Source organism: Mycobacterium sp. NGS66 (assembly GCF_059812225.1).
The window spans coordinates 105,116-121,904 of the sequence record NZ_JCALCG010000004.1 but is presented as its reverse complement, the minus strand read 5'-3'; the positions used below and the strand labels follow the sequence as shown (position 1 = coordinate 121,904).

Genomic DNA, 16,789 nt, shown 5'->3' with positions numbered 1-16,789 from the left:
GCTACGACCAGGCGGCGATCACCGCAGAAAGCGCGGCGGTGAAAACGATGCCCGTGAGGATCAGGTAGACGCCGTAGAAGCGGCGTAACCAGCGGTGAAACAGGCTGGACAGCAGCCACAGCACCAGGCCGACGGTCGATATTCGCAAGCCGCGCTCAACCAGCGTCCAGCCGGCCAGCCGCAACAGCTCTACGCCGTGCTGGCCGGCGGCCCGGGCGTACACCTTCACCGGTATGCCCGACAGCGCCTGGTGCATGATCGCGCTCGGGCCTTCGGCGAACTGGGCGAAGGCCGTCGCCGCCATCCGCGGGGTCGTCAGGGGTGCCGGTAACAAGAACCCGCGGGACGTCAGCCACGCATTGGTCAGCACACCGAGCACCGAGCCTGCGATCACCGCCGCGGCCAACGGCATCACCCGCCGCGGCACCGCGACGGCGAACAGTGCCAACGCCATCTCGGCGACAATGAACCAGCTCAGCGCCTCGGCATAGCCCCAAAGAAACGCCAACGGCAGGCCGTATGGACCGGCGACCAGCCTGGCCATCGCCGACCAGACCCGCGACGGGCGCGGCCGCGAACCGGATTCGTCGGGCATGTCGCTCATCCGAGCAGATACGCCAACGGGAGGACCAGCAGCAGCGAGTCGATCCGGTCGAGCAGACCTCCGAAGCCCGGTAGCCACGACCCGGCATCCTTGACCTGCGCCTGCCGCTTCACCATCGATTCGACGAGGTCGCCCAGCACACCGCCGAACCCGACCGCGACGAGCAGACCCACCGATATCGTGCCCAGCAATGTCAGCACCAGAAATGCCCCGATGATGGCGCCGACCAACCCTCCGACAGTCTTGTTGGGGCTCAACGGCGACAGCGGCCGGCGAGCCCAACCCAAGCGGCGCAACCCTTTTCCGCCACACCACGCGGCGACGTCGGCGGCGGCCGCCGCGAAACACACCAGATAGGCCTCCGACCACAACACCACCAGGTGCGCCAAGGACCAGCAGATCCAGACCGAACCGAACGCGGTGAACGTGGTGCGCCGGCCACCGTGTTCGACGTCGCCGCTGATCACCGAGGGCAACGCGCAGGCCAGCACGACGATCGGCGCCAGACTCAGCAGGGAGGGCCGCAGCCAGGCCGCGAGCGGATACAGCACGGCCAGCCCCAGCAGCAGGCCGAGGTCGACCTTGCCGAGCTTCACCAGGCGTTCGTACTCGGTCACCGCGACCACGGCCAACGCGGCAGCTAGCACCGCAGTGGTGCCGTGGCCCAGCCAGATCGGGATCCCGACCGCCGGCGCGATCATCAACCAGCTGGTCCACCGCTGGATCAACTCGCGCTTGCGCGATGCCGCCACCGCGATGCCGGCGACCACCAACACCGCCACTGTGACCCACATGAAGAAGACCGACCGCGAGTAGAGGTGGATGTGCACCGGGCCCAGGTCGACGTTGAGCGGCAACCGCCGATCGAAATGCAGGATCCGCCGGTAGTAGTCGACGACGAGCATCAGCGTCCCCAACCTGTCCAGCGCGAGGCCAGCGTCATGAACCTAGAAGATACTTTGGCGACTGCCTTTCCTACGCGCTCGCCCGGCCGAATCGCAAGAATTTCGCATGAATTTCGCCACCCTGCGGCAAGCGGTGTGCGGCAGCCTCTACATCATGCAGAGCCTCAAGCAGATTCTTGCCGGAGCGTTGCTGTCAGGCGGTGTGCTGGCCGCCGGATTGCACGCAGGAACCGGTCAAACGTCTACCGTGTATGGCATCGGCGGCTGTCCCGTCGGCCACTATTGCGGCCTGTTAGGACGTTGAGCGCCAGCAGGATTCGCCGCGTCACAGCCCGTCGCAACCAATTCCGCTGTGCCGCAGAGCAATCACATCGCACTACTGTCGGAGTCCGTGCCCGCAGAGAGGATTCGAGGTGCCCGATACCGCCGAGCCTGGCACTCATTTAGCCGAGTCGTTACGAGCGGGTCAGGTGTTCGCGGGCTACCGAATCTCGCGCGTGTTGGCCGCGGGCGCCATGGGTGTGGTGTATTTAGCTACCCACCCCCGGTTGCCGCGTGAGGAAGCGCTGAAGGTATTGCCATTGGCGTTGACAACCGATCCGGGGTTTCGGGCCCGGTTTGTGCAGGAGGCCGAACTGGCGGCTGGGCTGTCGCACCCGCACATCGTGGGGATACACGATCGCGGCGAAACCGGCGGCCAGTATTGGATTTCCATGGATTACGTGGCGGGCACCGATGCCGCGCGGCTATTGGCGGAGCAATACCCGACCGGGATGCCGCCCGGTGAGGCGCTGCCGATCATCACCGCCGTGGGATCGGCGCTCGACTATGCGCATTACCGCGGGCTGCTGCACCGGGATGTCAAGCCGGCCAACATCTTATTGACCGAGGCCGATGGGCAGGGCCGGCAAGTGTATCTGGCCGATTTCGGTATCGCGCGAGCCATCGACGACGCCGCGGGCCTGACCGAAACCAACATCACGGTGGGTACCGTGTCTTATGCCGCCCCCGAACAGCTACGCGGCGAGGCGATCGACGGCCGTGCCGACCAATATGCGTTGGCGTGCACGGCGTTTCATTTGCTGACCGGTGCGCCGCCGTATGGTGACGCCAATCCCGCCACGGTGATCAGCCGGCACATCAGCGCGCCGGTGCCTGCTGTCGCCGCCTACCGACCCGAGCTGGCCGCCCTGGACCCGGTGTTCGCCACCGCGATGGCCAAAGACCGCTGCGCCCGGTTCGGCAGCTGCCGAGAATTCACCGAACAACTGACCCGACACCTGAACCCCGATTTCGCCTACGCCGACCAGATTCCGTCCAGTGTCGCGACCACAGCGACGAACCCCAGGATGGGCGTGGCCGCACCCACCATGCCTGCGCAACCGGCACGGCGCCGACGAGGAAGGCGCCCTGGCGCGTTGATCGGAGCGTTGACCGCGGCCGCGGTGCTCATCGCCGGTGGTCTGCTGGTCGGGACGCAGCTGAGCCGGCAACAGCACCCGCCCGCCGTCGCCGTTCTCGACACCTCCGCCGCGCCGCCCGCGCCCACGCCCAACAGCGGTCCTTTCACCGGGATCTATCGGGTGGACTTCGGCCGGGTCAGCAACGTGGAAGGTGAACCGGCCCAAGGTGCGCCGCCGACGACCGAAACGTGGGCGGTCCGCTCGGCATGCGGCAACTCCGGGTGCGTCGCGACGGCATCCCGGCTTTCCGGCGAGACCATGCAGGTGGCGGCGACGGTACTGGACCAGGTCGGTGAAGACTGGCTGGCCGTCAGCGTCGGGTCCGGCACCTGCGGCCCCCTCGCCGGCGAAGTCTGGGAAGCGTTCAGACTCCAACGACGTCCCGACGGCACCTTCGTCGGCGACGCGACCCAGACGATGACGAAGGGCTGCGCCAACACGCGCACGGTGACCTTTACTCGCACCGGGGATGTGGATGTCGCCAGCCTTCCCAACCCGGGCACGCTGCCCGCACGGGTGGTGTCACCGGCCGAAGCCCTGCACGGCCGCTACCACCAGTCGAGCGTTCAACCGAACGGCTTCCGCGAGCAGAACGACTATGTCGTCCGGACGGACTGCCTGCGTGCCGGCGACCGGTGCATGAGCCTGTTCCGCCGGCCGCCGGCCGCCGCCATGGCGATGGTCTTCGGAGCCGGAAACTGGTTCTACGACCGCGAATTCGATGCTCCCTGCTCAAAGGGCGGCACGGCGCATGCAAGAATCGTCGTACCGTTCCCGCTACCGCATCCACTCCAAGATCCGGTGGCTCTGATCAACGGGCATGGTCACGAGGAAATTACCGGGGCACCGGGCTGCGGCAGCACCGATGTCGACGTGACATTCGCGCGCATCGGCGATTAGCGCGGCGAGCGGTATGGTCGACGGGTCCGTCGTCGGCTGACAGTGGAGCACATGGATATTTCGTCGGCAGTTCCCCACACCGAACTCGAGGCGCTATCCCGCCGTTACGCGGCCGCGGTCGATCGCCGGGACCGTGCCGCGCTGTTGGCCGTGTTCACCCCGGACGCCACGTTGCGAGTGGACCGCCTCGGGCGCCAACCAGCGGTGATGACCGGTCACGACGAAATCGGGCGGGTCATCGCCATAGTGTCGCGTTGGCCGCGCACGGCGCATCTGGTCGCGCAAGGCCTGTTTGTCGTCGAGGGCACCTCCGCCGTCGGCGAAGTATATTGCACGGCAAACCATTTCGGTGACAGCGAACCAGCGCCGGGGCGCAACCACGTGATGCATATCCGTTACCTTGACCGGTATCTCCTCGGTGACGACGGCCACTGGCGGATCAGCGAGCGCACCGTGGCCGTCGATGCAACCGAGGACCGTCCGGTAAGCGAGAGGATCCGGTGACCAGATGCAGCTTTCGATGGGGTTGGCCTCGTATTCCGCCGAGGCGCCGCCCAATTGGGACCACCTGACCGACTGGGCGCAGCTCTTGGAACGCTGCGGCTTCGATCGTCTGTTGGTGTCGGAGCACATCGCCTTCGGGATGAACATGGATGCCTATGCCGACCCCAAGACCGGGGGAACCAAGGGCGGTCGCCAGCCCACCGGGCCCGACGGTCACTGGCTGGAACCGCTGACCACGCTGAGCTACTTGGCGGCCAGGACGGAACGCATCCGGTTGGGGACGAACATCCTGCTGGCTGCCCTGCGTCCGGCAGCGGTGCTGGCGAAAACCCTGGCCACGATGGATGTGCTGTCGGGTGGGCGGGTCGACATCGGGGTCGGTGTCGGTTGGCAGCGTGAGGAATACGACGCTGCCGGGGTCGACTTCGACAACCGCGGCGCTGTCTTGGACCAGACGCTCGAGGTGTGCCAGCGGCTCTGGCGCGAGAACGAGGTCAGCTACACCTCACCCGGACTGAGCTTCGAGCGAATACACCAGATGCCCAAACCCGTACAACCGGGCGGAGTGCCCATCTGGGTGAGCGGGACGGTGAACCGGCCGGTCGCGCGACGGCTGGCCCGCTTCGGAACGGGCTGGATTCCGTGGGGCGACGATGCCCGCGACGTCGCCGGCGGGATCGCCCGGATGCGTGCGGCCGTCGAGCGTGCGGGCGGTGACCCGCAGGGCTTCGGTGTCAGCGGCACGCTGCGAGTGCGGGCCGCCGCGGATGGACGGCCTGATTTGGCTGAGATTGCCGCGAGCGCAACGTCATTGGCAAACGCCGGCGTCACCGACCTCAGGCTGACGCATTGGCCGCTACCTGCCGAGGGCCGGGAACGGGACCTGGTCGCGCTCGTCAAGGCCGTTCGCGGCGCAACCGGGTGAGATCGCACGGCCAAGGGGCAAACTGTAATGTCTACTGTTGATCACTTCAAAGGAGACATGCCATGATGGCTGGCCCGCACGCTTGCGGCTGCGACGGCTCGGCGGGTACGTGGTGACCGAGGCGGACATTGCGGCAGACGCCCACCAATCCGCGGCGACGCAGATGCCGTACTTTGTGCGCGACGAAAACCGTTATGTGCCAAACGCAATCGCGCGTGGGGGCTGGGGTCCGTCGATCAGCGGGCACGTCGTGGGAGGCATGTTGGCCTGGGCGGTCGAATGCGCGGTCGACGACCCGCAACTGCAACCCGCCCGGTTAACCGTCGACCTGCCCCGGCCCACCGCACTGGAACCGATCGAAGTGCGCACCCGCGTCCGGCACGACCGACGGCGACTGAGGCTCGTCGAGGCCGTGCTCATCCAGCACGATGTCCCCGTGGCGCAGGCAAGCGCGTTGTTCCTGCGCCCAGGACCCCAGCCGGACGGCGACGTGTGGACAGCGCCGGTGCAGATGCCGCCGATACCGGCGGAGCACGACCCGGCCTATCCGTCGATCTTCATGCGGACCTACGGCTGGGGCGTCGACATCCAAAATCCCGATGAGGACTGGCCGGACGGGTCGGGACGTAAATACACCTGGCTGCAGGAAACCCGCCCGTTGATCGATGCCGAACCGCTCACCGCCTTCACCCGCGCGGCGATGGCCGGCGATGTCACCGCCGCACTGGCCAACTGGGGGAGCAACGGCCTGCAGTTCATCAATGCCGACTACACGCTCACCCTGAGCAGGCTGCCCGAGGGAGCCCATATCGGGCTGGCCGCGCTGACCCACTACAGCCACGACGGGATCGCCACCGGCTCGGCCGTCCTGGTGGACCACAAAGGCCCGGTGGGCACCGGTGTGTCCATCTCGATCGCCCACTCCGGATTTCGCCCGCCGACGGGTGCGGCGTCAGCGTGAATATCCGCGTCGCACCGTACGGTCGAGGATGCCCAGGGTGGCCCGCAGCGCACCCTCGGACAGGACGGGAAAGATGTTGGCGTCTCGCCACTTCTGATCGATGTTCGACCAGTCGTAGAACGAGGTGACCACGGTGGCGGCACCGTCGTCGGTGGGCTGCAGCCGGTAGCCGTAGACGTGCCCGATCTGTGGGCGGATCTGGCCCAGGATCGTCCACGCGATCAACCGATCGGGTTCGAACTCGGTGATCTCGACGGTCACGTCATACTTGCCCAGTTGTGGGAAGTCGTTGAGCGACTGGCGGTCCATGTGGACGACGAAGCTGTCGCCGACGGCTCGCACCGGATCACCTTCGGCGTCCTGCAGCATGCCCGACGAGTCGATCGCGACATGACCTTGCGGATCGCAGAGCACGGCGAAGATCTCGGCTGCGGGCGCCGCGATGGTGCGTTCGGTTTCGATACGTTCGACCATGTAATCGCCTTACTCACAGGGCATTTCAGCGGTTTCGCGACTTACGCCGGATCAGGTGGACGACGACTGCCACGCCACCCAGGATGACTGCGGCCAGCAGGGACTGCAACACGATGATCGCGAACGCGTTGACGTCGTACCAGCCGGTGTCACTGACACATCGGTAGTGCACGCTGGTTCCCGACTGGCCGGGTTGGTAGCTGTAACTCGAGGTGCTGGCGACCAAGTGGTAGGGACTGCGGCACACGATTCCGCTCATCCACAGTGCCGTCGACGGGAACATGGCGGTCACCGCAGCGGTGCCGCCGGCACACAACCCGATCGCTCCGGCCATCATTCCGACGATGGCCCCGAACCGATTGGCTCCGGTGAGATTTCCGCGCGGCCGCTGCGGGCGAACCCAGATCTGCTGGCCAACCGTCTGCCGGTAGCCGGATGGGGAGCCGGCAGCGGCCGCATTGTTGAAGCGCTGTTGCCCGCCTTGGCCCGAATACACCACGGAGCGGCCCGTTTTGATGGTCACCCGGCCGTTTTGCAGCACGTCCTTGATTTGAGAGTCCGACATACCCGCGTCGGCCGCGGCCCGCAGGAAGGCCTCGCGCAGCTGCGCTATCTCGGGACGAGACGGTCCGTCCGGACCCGTCGGCGCACCGGTGCGCAGCCCCTCCCACAACGCCTCCGCATGTCGGCGGGCCCGGTCGTCGGCGCCATCCACGCCGCCCGCAGGGCGTTGCTCGCGAAGCGCCGCCTTCACCTCGGCCAGCTGACGTTCCAGCTCGGCGATGCGCTTCTCCGCGTCGTCTTCGGTCACCAGCAGATGGTCGCACGCCGCGCGCGCTGGTGCAGGCGATCGCGCGGCCTCAGCCGAGGTCGACCAGCGGATGGTTTTTACGTACACCGCGATACATGCCCCAGCGGACGATGACCGGCATCACGAGCCGGTCCACCGACCAGGGCGGAATGCGGAACGCGTGGCCGGTGGGCAGAAACACCTCCAGTCCGTCGGCCTGAATGCCCAGTACCGATCCCCATCGCCGGCGGGGCGCCCGGTAGCTGCGCAGTTCTCGGCCGGCGAACTCGGCGCGAATGTTATGCGCCAGCAGCGCATCCCCGCGATTACGCGCCGAGCTGCGTAGCGGATCGGTGGCCGCAACGTCGCCAACCGCAAAGATGCCTCGATATCCCGGGACCGTCAGCTCAGGTGTCACTCGGACGAACCCGCGCTCGTCGAGCAGCTCCGGCGGCAACCAATCGGTGTTGGGTCGCACCCGCCCTATCGCCCACAGCACGGCTTCCGCGGCCGCCGCGGGTTGCCCGGTGCTCCATTCGACCGGTCGGTCGGTGATCTCGTCGCCGGCGAAGCCGTTCGACAGCACGGCACGGTGCCCCGGGTGCAGGCCCACGCCCAGGTCCGTCAATCGGGCCTGGATGCGTTGCCAAATGCGCGGGTGATGCCCGACGAGCGCGCGATCTCCCGGGAAGTAAAGGTCGATCCGCTTGTCCGGCCACGTGATTGCCAAATTGGCGGCACTGCTGACGGCTGCCGCGCCGCCACCCACCACGATCACTGATTTCGCGGCGGCGAGCCGCTCGTGGGCAGCGTGCAGATCGGCGCGGATTTCGCTCGAAGATTGTAACGTCGGCCGGCGCCAGAAGCCGTTGCTGACGCCCGTCGAGATGACCAGTGCGTCGTAGGGCTCGGCGAATGTCGAGCCGTCGTCGCGGGTACCGAAGACCTTGCGTTCCTTCAGGTCCAGCCCGGTCAGCCTGCCCTGAACTGTCCGGACTCCATCCAAGCGACGAAACCTGTCGAACGGAATCCAGTTGTCGCGGGCCCAGTCGGCCGGACGGGAGAGCCGGATTCCGAGCTCTTGGCCGCTGACCAACGCCGGCTTGACCGAGATGCCGACGACGTCGGCGTGGGTGGCCAAGCGGATAGCGGTCAGAATTCCGACGTCACCCAGGCCCGCGATGACGACACGTCTGCGGTTCACGTCGCGATCCCGCCTATAGCGGGCGAGCGGCAGGGATCACATGTGGCATCAAGGTATGGTCGCACGCACCATCACATCGCCGGGGAGCACATGTCGCAATCCGAGACGCCAATGCACCGACAACTGCGCGTCGCAATGCGCGCCGGGGTGCGCGCAGCGGCACCTCGTCCCGCGTCGGCCGCCCGCGCCGCCAAGGACTTGACCAAACCGCTGGGGCCGGCGGTGTGGGCGGAGATCCGCTGGGCGTTTCACCCGCCGCGCACCTGGCTGTCGGGGGTGGTCGCAAACTTGTTCCTGGCCGTGGCGTGGTTGGCGGTGCAGCCGTTGACCTCCGCCCACGCTCATTCGACGCGCCACTTTCACCATCACCATCTGGACTGGGTCGTGCTGGTGGGTAGCTATTTCTCGTCGTTCATCCTCGCCGACGTCACCACCACGAACACGCTCGGCGGCGATCACTACCGGGTTGCACAGGGTCTGTCCGACGGCGTACCGGTGTGGCGGTTGCTGCTGATAAAGAATCTGGCTTTGCTCGTCTTGGTCGGCCTGCCCACCTTGACGGTCGCCGTCGCGCTGACGCTGTGGCTGGAAACGCCTGCGCGCCTGGGCATCACGATCCCTGACGTTGCGGTGCCGATCGTGTCCTGGCTGGGCGTGGGCAACGTCATCTCGGTGGTGCACCCGGTGAGCGCAGAGCCGCTGATCCGGCGGTGGCGGCAACGTCGCGACTTTCGCCGCACCGCCGGATGGTTGGTGGCCCTGGCGCTGCCGTACGCCGTCTACTACATCGCCGATCCGATGGGCGGGGTGGAACATCGCATCTTGTGGACTCAGCTGCCCGCCGCAATCGGGCCGGTGCTGGGCCGCGATACCAAAAGCGTTGTGCACCTGGGTATCGCATTGGGGGTGTGGGTGGTAGGTACCGTCGTGGCGGAGCTGTGGGTGCGCAAGCGCGGGCTGCGGATGAGGTAACGCTCAGCCGGGTGGTCGCCGGGTCATGACCGAGGCAGGCGCCGACCAGTCGGTCGACACCATGCGATGTTTGATCAGCCACGTTGAGCGGTCGGGAACGAAGATGTCGCGATAGCGCCCGAAATGGTCGAGGCCGATCTGGGTGAGGACGGTGAAGTAGCACGACACCTGGGCTCGCTTCGGCGTCAGTTCGGTGAACAGTACGTTGGCGACGTTATGCCGGACGACGGGGGCGTCGGCGACGGTCTCGACGTTTCCCGCGACACGGCCGAGGAATGCGGCGATTTCGGACCTGCCCCGCAATGGTTCGAGTCCCCGGATCTCGAGGACGCCGTCTGCGCAGAACGTCGCGGCCAGGTCGTCGAGCCGGCCGGCATCGCCCGACCAGTTATACCGCGCCAGCGTGTCTCGGATCTGCTCGCGCGCGACCAATGCCCACATCTCCACCGTCGTGACTCCTCACTCGACCGCAGCCGGGTAGGACGTTAGTCGGTGACGAGCGTGGCGCCGGTTACTTGACGAGGTAGGGCCGGAAGCTGCGTGGGGCCGTGGGTGTGATTCCGTTCAGGTCGAAGACGGCGATGAGGGCCCGCAACAGCGCGGGGGACCAGTTCTCGAAGGGTTGTGCGTCCACCCGATCGAGTAGTTCACAGCGTAGGTACTCGATGCTGGCCGGCTGCTGGTCATCGATCATCGGGCCGGTTCCTCCAAACGAATCGGCGATGGTATGCACTCGACGCTAGGGCAGGCGCAGCGCACTTGTACAGCCAACTAATCAAATTCAAATTTTGTGGCACCAGCTGGGCTCGGCCGTCTTGGTGTCGCCGTCCGGCGTCAAAAGCCGTGTGGCACAACGTTTCCCAGATGCCGCAGGCCGGCTTGTGGCACCGTGGCCGGATCGCGACTTCCGCCGCGTCGTGCAGCGCAATACATTGTGTGGGTGACAAAAGCGGCAGGCAGCACGAGTGGGCGGTTGTTGATCACGGGTGTCGATTCATCCGGGCGGTCCTGCGTGCTGCAGGATGACCCGGTCGACATGCAGGGCCATGTCAGCCTGCCGGGTGTTCTCTATTCGGTCCTCTACGGGACGCCATCCATCCCGTCGATAGCCGACGGCGGGCGAGTGGCCGACCTCCTCGACCTCGGTGTCACACCTGGTGCGATCAATTGGATGACGATCGAGTACGCGCCGGGGACCACGCTCACCATGCACCACACGGACACCCTTGATTTCGACACAGTGCTTTCAGGCTCGGTTGAACTCGTCCTTGACGACGGTGTGCACCTACTCGCACCCGGTGACAGCGTTGTAGTCACGGGTATCGATCACGGCTGGCGGGCTGGCCCGGACGGGTGCCGGCTCAGCGTTGTGGCGATTGGTGCCACACCGCCGGCGGCGCGGGGTCAAACCCGCGAGTGAATGAACACACCTTCCGCCGAGACCGTCGTGCCGCCGATGTCGGTTACCTTTCCCGCCGCGAAAGTCTTTACCCCATCCACACTTTCGATCCAGGCTTCGGCGCGCAGCGGCCGCTGCAGGGGTGTGGGGCGGTGATAACGCAGCGTCAGGGTCCCGGTGTAGGCCGGCCGTCCCGGTTTGTGAGCTGTCGCCCCGAGGACGTGATCGAGGATCATGGCGGAGACACCGCCGTGAACATGACCGGGCGGACCTTCGTAGGCGGCACCGAGGATGAACTCCGTCCACACGAATCCGTCGCTTTCATGGTGGATGACAAGCGGGGGAGCCGACGGGTTGCGTACGCCGATGACGACATTGCCCGCAGCCGGGCCCTGCCCGTCGTCGACCACACGCTGGCCGAACGAGCCGGGCATCAGCGTCGCGCTGAGCTGGCTCGTGACGCTGTCGATCGTGGCGGCGGCCGAGGCGACCGTTTCCGGCCCGACCTCCGTGCGGATCGTCGCGTCGATCAAACGCCGCACCGAGATCGCCAACGCCTCGTACTCCGGCGACGAATCGGCCATTGCGGCAATCGGATCCACCATGTCCGCCACCATAGATCAGTGACGGCGTTGGGTCGGTGGCGCGGCGGTCATTGGGAACAGCGTGCAGCGAACCGAAGCTGTCCGCAATCTGGTGTCCCGACCAGCGGTCGAAAATGCGCAACTTGCCTGCGGTGTTGTTAATCTGGCGAAATGGCCCCCAGAGCGGTACCAGCCAAACCGAAGTCGGCGCTTGCCGCCACCAGTTGGGCGTTGCTGGGCATGATGTCCTATGAAGAGGAAGTCTCCGGCTACGACTTGAAGAAGTGGATCGACTGGAGCGTCGACCTCTACTACTGGAGTCCGTCGTACAGCCAGATCTACACCGAGCTGAAAAAACTGGAGAGCCTGGGCCTGGTCACGTCTCGGGTCGAGCGCGACGAGGGAACCCGGAGCCGACGGCTCTACAAGATCACCCCGGCCGGGATGGACGCCGTCACCAAATGGACCAACGAAGCGCCCGTGGATCCGCCGGTGCTCAAGCACAGCATGTTGCTGCGGGTGACATTCGGTCATCTGAGTAATCCGACCCGGCTCAAGGAACTGCTGCAGGAGCACGTGGCTTACGCCGAAGAGCGGCACCGGAAAGCAGTCGAGGACGCCGACGGCGCCGAGGCCGAACCCGCTTGGGCCTACTCGGTGATCGCGCTGCGCTGGGCGGCCAAGTATTACGCCGCCGAGCGTGAGTTCGCGCTGGAGCTGATGAAGGACATCGACGAGGCCGACGCCGTCTTGAAGAAGGCGGCCAAAGGGGGTTACGGGCAACCGCGCCCCACGCCGGGCTATTGGCGAGAGGTCGAGAAGCAAGTGGAGGCCAAGCGCGCCGTCGACTAGCCCGCCGCGGACTCAATGGCGGCGATGTAGCCGTACACCAGGCCCTAGGCGATGGTCGCTCCCGCTCCCGGGTACGTCGTGCCGAATGCGTTGGCCGCGGTATTGCCGATCGCGTGCGGGAGGAAGAGTTGTCCTAATGAGCGGAACACTTCGGCTGCGCCGGTATGGCCGTGGGAGTTGAATGATCGCTATGAGGTCGCGATCCGACGCCGACGAAGTTGGGCATGAGGAAATTCGACAGATAGAAGCGCAGGCGGCACCGACGCGGTTCGCCCGCGGTTGGCACTGCCTGGGTCTGGTGCGAGACTTCGGCGACGGCAAACCGCACGCGGTCAACGCGTTCGGCCAGAAGCTGGTCGTATTCCGCAGCGGGGACGGCAATATCAACGTGCTCGACAGCTATTGCCGGCACATGGGCGGGGACCTGTCGCGAGGCGAGGTCAAGGGCAACGAGATCGCCTGCCCGTTTCACGACTGGCGCTGGGGCGGTGACGGGCGATGCAAACAAGTGCCCTACGCGCGGCGCACGCCTCGGCTGGCCCGCACCGCTACCTGGGTCACCCTTGAGCAGGACGGCATGTTGTTCGTCTGGAATGACCCGGAGCGCAATCCGCCGCCACCAGAGGTGACCATCCCGCGCATCGAAGGCGCCACCAGCGACGAGTGGACCGACTGGCATTGGTACACCACCGTCGTTCACGCCAACTGCCGCGAGATCATCGACAACGTGGTCGACATGGCGCACTTCTTCTACATCCACGGTTCGATGCCGACGTATTTCAAGAACATCTTCGAAGGGCACGTGGCCACGCAATACATGAACGGCGGCAATCGGCCTGACCTGGCCAGCCCGAAAGGGTCGCAGATGCTCGGTACCACATCCGTGGCGTCCTACTACGGGCCGTCCTTCATGATCGACGACCTGACCTATCACTACGAGCAGGGTGACGCCAAAACCATTCTGATCAACTGCCATTACCCGATAGACTCGAATTCCTTTGTGCTGCAATACGGGATCATCGTCAAGAAGTCGGAAACACTGCCTGATGACGAGGCGATGAAGACGGCGATCAGCCTCGGTGACTTCGTCAAGCTGGGTTTCGAGCAAGATGTGCAAATCTGGCGGCACAAGGCGCGCATCGACAACCCACTGCTGGTGGAGGAAGACGGTCCGGTTTACCAGCTGCGCCGCTGGTACCAGCAGTTCTACGTCGACGCCGCCGACGTGGAACCAGACATGGTGGATCGCTTCGAATTTGAGCTGGATACCACGCGCCCCTACGAGGCATGGATGAAAGAGGTGGAGGCGAACATGGCGGCTCGGGCGGGGTCCGTGTGACCGACTCGTCGCTCCGGGCAGACAACCGACTCGACGAGATGCCTATGGCGCCGGTGGTCTGCCGCAACTGCGGAGCTCAGGTGCTGGCCCGCAAGAGCAGCTGGAACCAGACCAGTGTGCAGTGGAACGCCGAGGCGACGGCCCGTTGCGCCGAGCGCCGGGAAGCGCGGGAATTGCCGATGCCCGGCGGCCGAGGTGTGTTCCTGATGTGCACGGCGCTAAGCGAGTCGATATCCGCCGCGGTGCGGCGCGGGGAGTTGCGCATTGTCGACGAAACGGCAAGTGCCGCAGGTGCGGGTGGCTCGTAGGAGCGGCCGGTGCACTGCACCAGAACTTTTCACTCGGCAAGCTGGAATGCGCTGATCGGCGCCTCCGCTGGGTAGCTGGATGGCCCGCCGATGTCGTAGGCGGCATTGAGCGCACTGATGAATGCCGGATCATGTAGCGGTTCACTGGGAATGTCCAGCTTGATTCCTCTGGCGTGCACGTCGTCGACCATGATGTCGATGGCCTTCTCGACGGTCAAGTCGGCGGAGCCGTTCATGGTCTTCTTCAGTTCGTCGAAGTCGGAGAACACCTCGGCCGACCAGTGCACGAGGAAACGCAACTCGTCGGTGTGGTGGCGCGCGATTACCTCATCGCCGTTCTTCAGCAGCCAATAGTCGTGGGCGCCGGGGTCACCGGTGAACACGGTGTCGAACGTCAGTCCGGCCGGAATCTGTTGTTCCAGTGGGCCATTGGCTTCACCACGATGCATCATCATCTCGTTCTGCACGACCACGCCGCGGTTGTTGATCGGCGGCAGGACACGCTTCGGTGCCTTGAGCGGCCCGTCGGGCCAGTAGGTGAACCCGCTGCCGGTGTCCAGCGAGAACCAGGTGATCACCTGAGCCATCTTGATCAGGTAGTCGCTGAACAAGCCCGACTTGCCCATCACACTGGTCAGCCATGTCGGCGCATTCTCGTGGCGCACGCCGCGGAAGCTCGGCGAATCCAGATGCCCTGGATCGCGATTGGCGCACGGACCGTTGATATTGAACAGCATCAACTGAGGTTTGGCGTACTCGGCGTTCCAGTAGTTCTTGGCCATCTTCAGAAACCGCGCGTTGTAGAAGCAGTCATGCAGTTGGGGGTAAAGCACGGCGCCGTAGTTGGCCAGGTAGCCGCGGAAGGTCGGAGTCAGAAAAAGGTCCAGCGACGGGGTGAATCCCTCGGGAAACAGCCCGCTCATGGTGGCGATCAGTTCGTCGGCGGACGCGAAATGTTGTGCGATGATCAGCTTCCATGGGCCCTCGGTCCGTACCACGTCGAGCAGGCGCTCGCGTTGGTCGTCGGTGTAGACGTTGTCGATCTCGCGAGGAGGTGCGGCTGGGCGCAACACGTCGGAAAGCTCCATCCGCCGCTCATCGGTGAGCATCAGTTCTCTCCTTCTTTCTGAAAGTGCAAGGGATGGGCGAACTTCGCCCGCAGTAGCGCCCCGGTCTCGGCGATGGCCAACCGACCGCGAGCGGTCGCGTCGGCACGCATCAGAAAGCCGTGGTACACGCCTGGGTAGCGGGTACTGGTGGTCTGCACGCCGGCTTCCCGTAATCTGGCCGCGTACCTCTCGCCCCAGTCGCGGATCGGGTCGCAGCCAGCGGTCACCACGATCGCCGGCGGCAGCCCGGAAAGGTCGGCGGCGTAGGCCGGAACGAGGTAGGGGTGCCGCGGGCCGCCCGACTCACCGTCGACCAGGGCGTGCAGGTAGTCGATGTCGTCCCGGCCGAGCACCGGTGCATCGGACAGTGCGGCGATGGACGCAACGGTCATATCGCGATCCAGCCCGGGATAGAGCAGCACCTGCGCGCAGATTGCCGGTCCGCCTCGGTCGCGCGCAGCCAACGCCACCGCCGCCGCCAGCGAGCCGCCCGCGCTGTCGCCGATTACCGCGATACGTCCGGAGTCGATCCCCAGCCGCGGCGCGTTTCGCGATACCCACTCGGTCGCGCAGTAGCAGTCGTCGAACTGTGCGGGCGGCGAAGCTTCCGGTGCCAGCCGGTAGTCCACCGCCACGACGGTGGCCCCTGAAGCCGCTGCCAGCTCGCGGGCAAGCGGTTCAAACGAGCGGTTGGACCCCATGACGAGTCCGCCGCCGTGGAAGTACACCAGCGCCGGAGTCCCGGAATCCGCGAAATCTGTTGTGGGGCGGTATGTCCGGATTGCCAGCGATCCAGCCGGCGTCGGAACGACGTCTTCGGTGACTTCCGCCATTGCCGGCATCGATTCGGGCAGGGGCGCGGATTCGATCCCCGCGCGCACCGCGGCAAGGCCGCGCTGGCGCATCGGCGGAATTTCTCCGAACGACGCGATCCGCGCGGCGGCGTCCGGATCTAACGTGTGAGTCACGCGGACGGACCGGCAGCGCTGTCGGCGCTGAGCTCGGACAGCAAGACGGAGTTGGTGGTGTCGAGGACGACTTCCATCCGGGTGAACTCCAGACCGTTGACGCCGCGCCGGACAGCGACGTTCGCCACCCCGCTGGACACGGCGAACGGCACGAAATTGGCGATCTGGTTGACGAAGAGGTAGAAGCGCACAAGCGTGACGTCACCGTCGGCCCCGGCGCGATGCACGTTGGTGGCATGGTGGCGCAACGGATACGGGCTCTGCCTGCGGTGCTCGGCGAGCCACTCCAGCACGGCGGCGCGGCCATGCAGTTCGGGCGACATCAGTTCCTCGAACGGACTCGCTCCGGAATCACTGCGACTGACGTAGCGCACGTCGGGTGCACATCGCGCCGCCAGCTCGTCGTAGTGTGCCTCGTCGTAGTGGTACCAGAAGCCGGCGATGAACTCCTGAAGATCCGGCAGCGTGATCATGATCGTGAGTCAACGCCGCTGCGGGCGGTCGCACACCGGGACTGTCCGGTCAGTG

The 16,789-nt window shown here is 65.7% G+C and carries 21 protein-coding genes; 10 read left to right on the top strand and 11 right to left on the bottom strand.

The window, feature by feature from the left end; genetic code table 11:
- Window position 1 precedes the first annotated feature (1 nt).
- Together AC5Y2L_RS10555 and AC5Y2L_RS10550 are read right to left on the bottom strand one after the other, a co-directional pair.
- Window positions 2-595, bottom strand: a complete 594-nt coding sequence (locus AC5Y2L_RS10555; RefSeq protein ID WP_499935622.1) for a hypothetical protein — start codon at window positions 593-595, stop codon at window positions 2-4.
- Between the two features lie 5 nt (window positions 596-600).
- Window positions 601-1,509 (bottom strand): phosphatidate cytidylyltransferase, encoded by a 909-nt coding sequence (locus AC5Y2L_RS10550; RefSeq protein WP_499935621.1) that lies wholly within the window; start codon window positions 1,507-1,509, stop codon window positions 601-603.
- Between the two features lie 106 nt (window positions 1,510-1,615).
- Here AC5Y2L_RS10550 and AC5Y2L_RS10545 point away from each other — a divergent pair, with 106 nt between their 5' ends.
- From AC5Y2L_RS10545 to AC5Y2L_RS10525, 5 genes are all read left to right on the top strand, one after another.
- The gene (locus tag AC5Y2L_RS10545) at window positions 1,616-1,813 is read left to right on the top strand and encodes a hypothetical protein (protein ID WP_499935620.1); all 198 of its coding nucleotides are present in this window, start codon (window positions 1,616-1,618) and stop codon (window positions 1,811-1,813) included.
- A 109-nt stretch (window positions 1,814-1,922) separates the two neighbouring features.
- A complete protein-coding gene (locus tag AC5Y2L_RS10540; protein WP_499935618.1) occupies window positions 1,923-3,872 on the top strand; it encodes a serine/threonine-protein kinase in 1,950 nt (649 codons plus the stop codon).
- 51 nt (window positions 3,873-3,923) lie between these two features.
- Window positions 3,924-4,376 carry a nuclear transport factor 2 family protein gene (locus tag AC5Y2L_RS10535; RefSeq protein WP_499935617.1) on the top strand — a complete coding sequence of 151 codons (453 nt, stop codon included), beginning with the start codon at window positions 3,924-3,926 and terminating at the stop codon, window positions 4,374-4,376.
- A gap of 4 nt (window positions 4,377-4,380) precedes the next feature.
- The gene (locus tag AC5Y2L_RS10530) at window positions 4,381-5,301 is read left to right on the top strand and encodes a TIGR03619 family F420-dependent LLM class oxidoreductase (RefSeq protein WP_499935615.1); all 921 of its coding nucleotides are present in this window, start codon (window positions 4,381-4,383) and stop codon (window positions 5,299-5,301) included.
- A 175-nt stretch (window positions 5,302-5,476) separates the two neighbouring features.
- Window positions 5,477-6,262, top strand: a complete 786-nt coding sequence (locus AC5Y2L_RS10525; RefSeq protein WP_499935795.1) for an acyl-CoA thioesterase domain-containing protein — start codon at window positions 5,477-5,479, stop codon at window positions 6,260-6,262.
- Here AC5Y2L_RS10525 and AC5Y2L_RS10520 read toward each other — a convergent pair.
- Genes AC5Y2L_RS10520 through AC5Y2L_RS10510 form a run of 3 tightly spaced genes read right to left on the bottom strand, consistent with a single transcriptional unit; the run spans window position 6,254 to window position 8,730 of the window.
- Window positions 6,254-6,736 carry an SRPBCC family protein gene (locus tag AC5Y2L_RS10520; protein ID WP_499935614.1) on the bottom strand — a complete coding sequence of 161 codons (483 nt, stop codon included), beginning with the start codon at window positions 6,734-6,736 and terminating at the stop codon, window positions 6,254-6,256. The two genes, AC5Y2L_RS10525 and AC5Y2L_RS10520, sit on opposite strands and share 9 nt — an antisense overlap.
- A gap of 25 nt (window positions 6,737-6,761) precedes the next feature.
- Window positions 6,762-7,547: a hypothetical protein gene (locus tag AC5Y2L_RS10515; protein WP_499935613.1), complete on the bottom strand. Its 786-nt coding sequence runs from the start codon at window positions 7,545-7,547 to the stop codon at window positions 6,762-6,764.
- A 49-nt stretch (window positions 7,548-7,596) separates the two neighbouring features.
- Complete coding sequence (locus tag AC5Y2L_RS10510; RefSeq protein ID WP_499935611.1) at window positions 7,597-8,730, bottom strand: FAD-dependent oxidoreductase; 1,134 nt, start codon at window positions 8,728-8,730, stop codon at window positions 7,597-7,599.
- Window positions 8,731-8,820: 90 nt separating this feature from the next.
- Here AC5Y2L_RS10510 and AC5Y2L_RS10505 point away from each other — a divergent pair, with 90 nt between their 5' ends.
- Window positions 8,821-9,702, top strand: a complete 882-nt coding sequence (locus tag AC5Y2L_RS10505; protein ID WP_499935609.1) for a hypothetical protein — start codon at window positions 8,821-8,823, stop codon at window positions 9,700-9,702.
- Window positions 9,703-9,705: 3 nt separating this feature from the next.
- Here the strand turns inward: AC5Y2L_RS10505 and AC5Y2L_RS10500 are convergent, their stop codons facing one another.
- Window positions 9,706-10,149 carry a nuclear transport factor 2 family protein gene (locus AC5Y2L_RS10500; protein WP_499935608.1) on the bottom strand — a complete coding sequence of 148 codons (444 nt, stop codon included), beginning with the start codon at window positions 10,147-10,149 and terminating at the stop codon, window positions 9,706-9,708.
- A 64-nt stretch (window positions 10,150-10,213) separates the two neighbouring features.
- On the bottom strand, window positions 10,214-10,396 hold the full coding sequence (locus AC5Y2L_RS10495) for a hypothetical protein (protein ID WP_499935607.1): 183 nt from the start codon (window positions 10,394-10,396) through the stop codon (window positions 10,214-10,216).
- A 246-nt stretch (window positions 10,397-10,642) separates the two neighbouring features.
- On the opposite strand from AC5Y2L_RS10495, the gene AC5Y2L_RS10490 reads away from it, so the two are divergent.
- Window positions 10,643-11,122: a cupin domain-containing protein gene (locus AC5Y2L_RS10490; RefSeq protein WP_499935605.1), complete on the top strand. Its 480-nt coding sequence runs from the start codon at window positions 10,643-10,645 to the stop codon at window positions 11,120-11,122.
- On the opposite strand, the gene AC5Y2L_RS10485 is transcribed toward AC5Y2L_RS10490, so the two are convergent.
- Window positions 11,107-11,706: a PaaI family thioesterase gene (locus AC5Y2L_RS10485; RefSeq protein ID WP_499935604.1), complete on the bottom strand. Its 600-nt coding sequence runs from the start codon at window positions 11,704-11,706 to the stop codon at window positions 11,107-11,109. The genes AC5Y2L_RS10490 and AC5Y2L_RS10485 overlap by 16 nt on opposite strands.
- A 150-nt stretch (window positions 11,707-11,856) precedes the next feature.
- Here AC5Y2L_RS10485 and AC5Y2L_RS10480 point away from each other — a divergent pair, with 150 nt between their 5' ends.
- From AC5Y2L_RS10480 to AC5Y2L_RS10470, 3 genes are all read left to right on the top strand, one after another.
- On the top strand, window positions 11,857-12,537 hold the full coding sequence (locus AC5Y2L_RS10480) for a PadR family transcriptional regulator (RefSeq protein WP_499935602.1): 681 nt from the start codon (window positions 11,857-11,859) through the stop codon (window positions 12,535-12,537).
- 190 nt (window positions 12,538-12,727) lie between these two features.
- Window positions 12,728-13,876, top strand: a complete 1,149-nt coding sequence (locus AC5Y2L_RS10475) for a 3-ketosteroid-9-alpha-monooxygenase, oxygenase component (protein ID WP_499935601.1) — start codon at window positions 12,728-12,730, stop codon at window positions 13,874-13,876.
- A gap of 38 nt (window positions 13,877-13,914) precedes the next feature.
- Window positions 13,915-14,184: a ferredoxin gene (locus AC5Y2L_RS10470; RefSeq protein WP_499935793.1), complete on the top strand. Its 270-nt coding sequence runs from the start codon at window positions 13,915-13,917 to the stop codon at window positions 14,182-14,184.
- A 29-nt stretch (window positions 14,185-14,213) separates the two neighbouring features.
- Here the strand turns inward: AC5Y2L_RS10470 and AC5Y2L_RS10465 are convergent, their stop codons facing one another.
- From AC5Y2L_RS10465 to AC5Y2L_RS10455, 3 genes are read right to left on the bottom strand one after another with little or no spacing between them, the layout of a single operon-like run.
- Window positions 14,214-15,293, bottom strand: coding sequence for a hypothetical protein (locus tag AC5Y2L_RS10465; protein ID WP_499935599.1), 1,080 nt, complete (start codon window positions 15,291-15,293; stop codon window positions 14,214-14,216).
- The gene (locus tag AC5Y2L_RS10460; RefSeq protein ID WP_499935598.1) at window positions 15,293-16,261 is read right to left on the bottom strand and encodes an alpha/beta hydrolase; all 969 of its coding nucleotides are present in this window, start codon (window positions 16,259-16,261) and stop codon (window positions 15,293-15,295) included. Before AC5Y2L_RS10460 ends, AC5Y2L_RS10465 begins: the two co-directional genes overlap by 1 nt.
- Window positions 16,258-16,734, bottom strand: a complete 477-nt coding sequence (locus tag AC5Y2L_RS10455) for a nuclear transport factor 2 family protein (protein ID WP_499935596.1) — start codon at window positions 16,732-16,734, stop codon at window positions 16,258-16,260. Before AC5Y2L_RS10455 ends, AC5Y2L_RS10460 begins: the two co-directional genes overlap by 4 nt.
- Window positions 16,735-16,789: the final 55 nt, after the last annotated feature.